This is a genomic window from Streptomyces sp. 150FB (assembly GCF_000818195.1).
Classification (GTDB): domain Bacteria; phylum Actinomycetota; class Actinomycetes; order Streptomycetales; family Streptomycetaceae; genus Streptomyces.
The window spans coordinates 867,965-874,056 of record NZ_JTHL01000001.1 but is presented as its reverse complement, the minus strand read 5'-3'; the positions used below and the strand labels follow the sequence as shown (position 1 = coordinate 874,056).

Annotated in this window: 1 protein-coding gene; it reads left to right on the top strand. The window is 72.7% G+C overall.

Features of this window, described 5'->3' with window-relative positions:
* Positions 1-83: 83 nt before the first annotated feature.
* The coding region (locus QR77_RS03320) for a type I polyketide synthase (protein WP_236710523.1) at positions 84-6,092 on the top strand (6,009 nt) is incomplete at its 3' end.

Below are 6,092 nucleotides of genomic sequence, written 5' to 3'. Positions count from 1 at the left end.
AATTCGCCGCGGGGTTGTCGGCTTTGGTTTCTGGTGAGCAGGCGGTCGGGGTGGCCGCTGGTCCTGTGGGCCGGACGGTGTTTGTGTTCCCGGGTCAGGGTTCGCAGTGGGCGGGGATGGCGGTGGAGTTGCTGGAGTCCTCGCCGGTGTTCGCGGGTCGGATGGCGGAGTGTGAGGCGGCGTTGGCGCCGTTTGTGGACTGGTCGTTGTCCGAGGTCGTGGCGGCGGGTGAGTTCGGCCGGGTGGATGTGGTTCAGCCGGTGTTGTGGGCGGTGATGGTGTCGCTGGCCGCGGTGTGGGAGTCGGTGGGTGTCCGTCCTGATGCGGTGGTGGGTCACTCGCAGGGTGAGATCGCCGCTGCTGTGGTGTCGGGTGCGTTGTCGTTGGAGGACGGCGCCCGGGTGGTGGCTCTGCGGTCGCGTGCGATCACAGCTTTGGCGGGTCGGGGTGGCATGGTGTCTGTGCCGCTGCCGGTGGAGCGGGTGCGGGAGTTGCTGCCGGCTGGTGTCTCGGTGGCTGCGGTGAACGGGCCGTCGTCGGTGGTGGTGTCGGGTGACCCTGCGGGTCTGGACGCGGTGTTGGGCTCGGTGGAGCGGGCCAAGCGGATCCCGGTTGATTACGCCTCGCATTCGGCGCAGGTGGAGGAGATCCGTGAGGAGATCCTGTCCGTACTTGAGGGTTTGGCGCCGCGTGAGTCGACGGTCCCGTTCTTCTCCAGTGTTGATGTCGGCTGGGTTGACGGTTCGGAGTTGGATGCCGGGTACTGGTATCGCAATCTGAGGCAGACGGTTGAGTTCGAGAGCGCCGTCCGGGGGTTGGTCGAGGCGGGGTTCGGTGCGTTCGTCGAGGTCAGTGCTCATCCGGTTCTCACGGTGCCGATCGAGGAGACCGCTGAGGATGCTGTGGTCACGGGGACGTTGCGCCGTGACGAGGGTGGTCTGCGCCGTTTCCTGATCTCGGCGGGTGAGTTGTTCTCACGCGGTGTGGCGGTGGACTTCGCACCGGTCCTCGGCGGCGCGCCCGCGCACCGCGGCCTGCCCACGTACCCCTTCCAGCACAAGTGGTACTGGCTGGAGGACTCCGTCGGCATGGCCGGGGCCGAGGAGGAGCGCTTCTGGAGCACCGTCGAGAACGGCGGCCTCGCTGAACTGCTGGGCCTCGACCCGGACGCCACGCTCAGCGAGGTGCTCCCCGCGCTCTCCGACTGGCGCAATCGCCGGGACAGTCGCTCGACCGTCGACTCCTGGCGGTACCGCGTCGAGTGGAAGGCGCTGCCCACGGGGGAGCCCGCCACCCTCGCGGGCCACTGCCTGGTCCTTGTCCCGGAGTCCGGCCATCCGCTCGCTGACACGGTCTGCCGCGCGATTGAGGCTGCCGGTGCCACCGTGACGCGCACCGTGCTGACCGGCGCCGACAGTGACCGGCAGACGCTGGCGCGACGACTCGCCGAGGTGCCGAGGCCGGTCGGCCGGGTCGTCTCACTGCTCGGCCTGGACGAGAGCCCGCACCCGGACCACCCGGCCGTGCCCGTCGGCGTGGCCGTCACACTCTCCCTCGTCCAGGCGCTCGGCGACGCGGGCATCGACGCCCCGCTGTGGTGCCTGACCAGCGGCGCCGTCTCGACCGGCCACGACGACCCGGTGACCGGCGTCGCCCAGAATCTCGTCTGGGGCCTCGGCCGGGTCGCCGCGCTGGAGTTCCCCCGGCGCTGGGGCGGACTCTGCGACCTGGCTGACGGGTTCGACACCAACGCGCTGATCTCCGCGCTGGCCGGTACCCATGGCGAGGACCAGGTGGCCCTGCGGCCCGACGGCGCTTTCGGGCGCAGGCTCGCCCGTGCCCCGCTGCCGGCCGCACCCGTGTCCGAGACGTGGCGCCCGCGCGGCACCGTACTGATCACCGGCGGCACCGGCGCCGTCGGTGGGCAGATCGCCGCCTGGCTGGCCGGCAACGGCGCCGAGCACCTGGTCCTGGCCAGCCGGCAGGGCGGTGCGGCGCCCGGCGCGGCCGAACTGACCGCGGAGCTGGAATCGCTGGGCGCCCGTGTGACCACCGCCGCGTGCGACGTCACCGACCGCGCCCAACTGGCCGCCCTCATCGCTGACATCGAGGCCAAGGGCGACCGCATCCGCTCCGTCATGCACACCGCGGGAGCGGGCCGGCTGGTGCCGCTCCCGGACACCGACCTCGCCGAGTTCGGCGACACCCTTCACGCGAAGGTGCTCGGTGCCGCGCACCTGGACGAACTGATCGGGGAGGTGGACGCCTTCGTGCTGTTCTCCTCCATCTCCGCGGTGTGGGGCAGCGCCGACCACGGCGCGTACGCCGCCGCCAACGCCTACCTCGACGGCCTCGCCGAGAACCGGCGCGCCCGCGGTCTGTCCGCCACCTCCGTGGTGTGGGGCATCTGGGCGCCCCAGAACGGCAAGGGCATGGCCGCCGACCTCGCCGAGCAGCAACTGCTCGGCCGGGGCATACCGTTCATGCGCCCCGCCCTCGCCATTGACGGCTTCCAGCAGGTCCTCGACCACGACGAGACGGTTGTCGTGGTGGCCGCGGTCGACTGGGACCGGTTCGCGCCGGTGTTCACCTCCGCCCGGCCCAGCCCGCTGATCGCCGACCTGACAGACGCGCGGCAGGCGCTGGCCGGGCAGAGCGCGGGGGCGGACGGCTCGGAAGAGGGCTCCTCCTCCCCGCTGCTGGACCGGCTGCGTGGCCTCTCCGAGGCCGAGCGGCGCGAGGTGCTGACCGACATCGTCCGCACCCAGGCCGCAGCCGTCCTCGGCCATGAGTCGCTCGACGAGATCGAGCCGGGACGTGCGTTCCGCGATCTGGGCTTCGACTCGCTCACCGCCGTCGAACTGCGCGGCCGGCTGAACGCCGCGACCGGGCTGCGGCTGCCGGTCACCGTGGTCTTCGACTACTCCTCCGCCACGGCCCTCGCCGACCACGTGCGCGCCGAACTGCTGGGCACCGCCCCGGTTCCGGCCGTCCCGGTCGCCGCGGTCGCGCCCGCCGGGGACGACCCGATCGTCATCGTCTCAGCGAGCTGCCGCTACCCCGGCGGTGTGAGCACCCCCGAAGAGCTGTGGCGACTGCTCGCCGAGGGTGGCGACGCCATCTCCGAACTGCCCGGCGACCGCGGCTGGGACCTCGACGGCCTCTTCGACGCAGACCCCGACGCTCCCGGCACGATGTATTCGCGGGCGGGTGGCTTCGTCTACGGCGCTGGTGACTTCGACCCGGCGTTCTTCGGGATCAGCCCGCGCGAGGCGCTGGCGATGGATCCGCAGCAGCGGTTGCTGCTGGAGACCTCCTGGGAGGCGCTGGAGCGGGCCGGGATCGAACCGACGACCCTGCGCGGCTCCAGTACCGGCGTCTTCGTCGGCGCCGGGTACCAGGGCTACGGCGGGGACATCGAACGCGTCCCCGAGGAGGCGGAGGGTCACCTCATCGCGGGCATCTCCACCAGCGTGCTGTCCGGCCGCATCTCCTACTCGCTCGGTCTTGAGGGGCCGGCCCTGACCATCGACACGGCCTGCTCCTCCTCGCTGGTCGCCGTGCACCTGGCGGCCCAGGCGCTGAGGTCCGGCGAGTGCTCGCTGGCGCTGGCCGCGGGCGCGACCGTCCTCGGCTCCACCCTCTCGTTCACCGGGTTCAGCCGGCAGCGCGGGCTGGCCGCCGACGGCCGGTGCAAGCCGTTCGGCGCCGAGGCCGACGGCTTCGGCATCGCGGAGGGCGTCGGCATGCTCGTGCTGGAGCGTCTGTCGGACGCGCGGCGCAACGGGCACCGGGCGCTGGCCGTCGTACGCGGCAGCGCCGTCAACCAGGACGGCGCCTCCAACGGGCTGACCGCCCCGAACGGTCTGTCGCAGCAGCGCGTCATCCAGCAGGCGCTGGCCAACGCCGGACTCGCACCGTCCGAGGTGCAGGTCGTCGAGGCGCACGGCACCGGCACGAAGCTGGGCGACCCGATCGAGGCGCAGGCGCTGCTGGCCACCTACGGTCAGGACCGCGAACAGCCGCTGCTGCTGGGCTCGCTGAAGTCCAACATCGGCCACACCCAGGCCGCGTCCGGCGTGGCGGGGATCATCAAGATGCTCCAGGCCATGGAGCACGGCGTGCTGCCCAGGACGCTGCACGCCGACGTGCCCTCGCCTTTCATCGACTGGTCGGCGGGGAACGCCGAACTGCTGACCGAGGAACGGTCCTGGGACGGCCTGCTACGGGCCGGTGTCTCGTCGTTCGGCATGAGCGGCACCAACGCGCACGTCATCATCGAGCAGGCCGAGCCGGACCCGGTACCCACTCCCGTACCGGACGCCGCACCCGCCACCGAGCCGGTCGTCGCCTGGACCCTGTCGGGCAGGACCGACGGTGCCCTCCGCGACCAGGCCCGGGGCCTGCTGGACCGGCTGGAGGCGAACCCGCTCGACGTCGGCTACTCGCTGGCCACCACCAGGACCGCCTTCGAGCGGCGGGCCGTCGTCGTCGGAGCCGACCGGGAGACCCTGCGCGGCGGCCTCCAGGCGCTGATCGACGGTACGGCGCCCGTGCACACCGCCGACGCCGGCCGCCGTACCGTGTTCGTCTTCCCCGGCCAGGGCACCCAGTGGGCCGGCATGGCGCTGGAACTGCTGGAGAGCGCCCCGGTGTTCGCCGAGCGCCTCGCCGAGTGCGAGCGTGCGCTCGCCCCGCACGTGGACTGGTCGCTGACCGAGATACTGCGCTCCGGCGATTACGAGCGGGTCGACCGCGTACAGCCGGTGCTCTTCGCCGTGATGGTGTCCCTCGCCGCGCTCTGGCGGTCCGGCGGTGTCGAGCCGGACGCGGTGATCGGCCACAGCCAGGGCGAGATCGCCGCCGCCTGCGTGGCCGGCGCGCTGAGCCTCGACGACGCGGCGAAGATCGTCGCGCTGCGCAGCAAGGCCCTCGCCTCGCTGTCCGGGCAGGGCGCGATGATGTTCGTGGCCATGGCCGCCGCGCCGCTCCGCGAGCGGATCGCCGCCTGGGCCGGCCGGATCAGCGTCGCCGCCGTCAACGGACCCACCTCCGTGACGCTCTCCGGCGACCCCGAAGCACTGGAGGAGCTGGGCACCGAGCTGTCCGCCGAGTCGGTCCTGCGCTGGCCCATCCCGGGCGTCGACTTCGCCGCCCACTCCCGCCAGGTGGAGCGCATCCAGGACGAACTGCTCGGCCTGCTGGCCGATGTGAGCCCGCGGTCCGCCACGGTCGGCTTCTACTCCACCGCTGAGGGCGGATGGCTGGACGGTGCCACGCTGGACGCCGACTACTGGTACCGCAACCTGCGCCAGCCGGTCGAGTTCGACCAAGCCGTGGCCCAGCTCATCGCCTCGGGCCATGACGCGTTCGTCGAGGTCAGCCCGAACCCGGTGCTGGCGATCTGGATACAGCAGGCGCTGGAGGCCGCCGACGGCGGAGTCGTCGTCGGCACCCTGCACCGCGAAGAAGGCGGCCTGGACCGGTTCCTGACCTCGCTCGGCGAGCTGTCGGCGCGCGGCGTGTCCGTGGACTGGGCCGCGGTGCACGACGGCGGCCGGCAGGTGGCCCTCCCCACCTACGCCTTCCAGCGACAGCACTACTGGCTCGTCCCGCGCCCCGCGGAGGTGTCCGCGGCGCCCGCCGCGCACGAGTGGCACTACCGGGTCGACTGGCGTGTCCTGCACGACACACCGGTGCGCGGGACTCCCGGCACCTGGCTGGTCGTGACCCCCGCGGGCACGGACACCGACGACTACGTCACGGTCCTGCGGGATGCCGGCGTCGAGGCCGTCACCGTCCTCTGGGAGAGCGCCGACCGCGCCGTGCTCGCCGACCGGCTGCGCGCAGCGGCCGGCGACACCCGGCTCGACGGCGTACTGTCGCTGCTCGGCCTCGCCGACCGGCCCTGGTCCGACGGCTCGGTCCTGCCCACCGGCCTGCCACTCACCGTCGCGCTGATCGGGGCCCTCGGCGACGCCGGCGTCGACGCGCCGCTGTGGACGGCCACGCGTGGGGCGGTGTCCGTCGGCCGCGCCGACCGCATCGACAGCCCCGCCCAGGCGGCGCTGTGGGGGCTCGGCGGGGTCGCG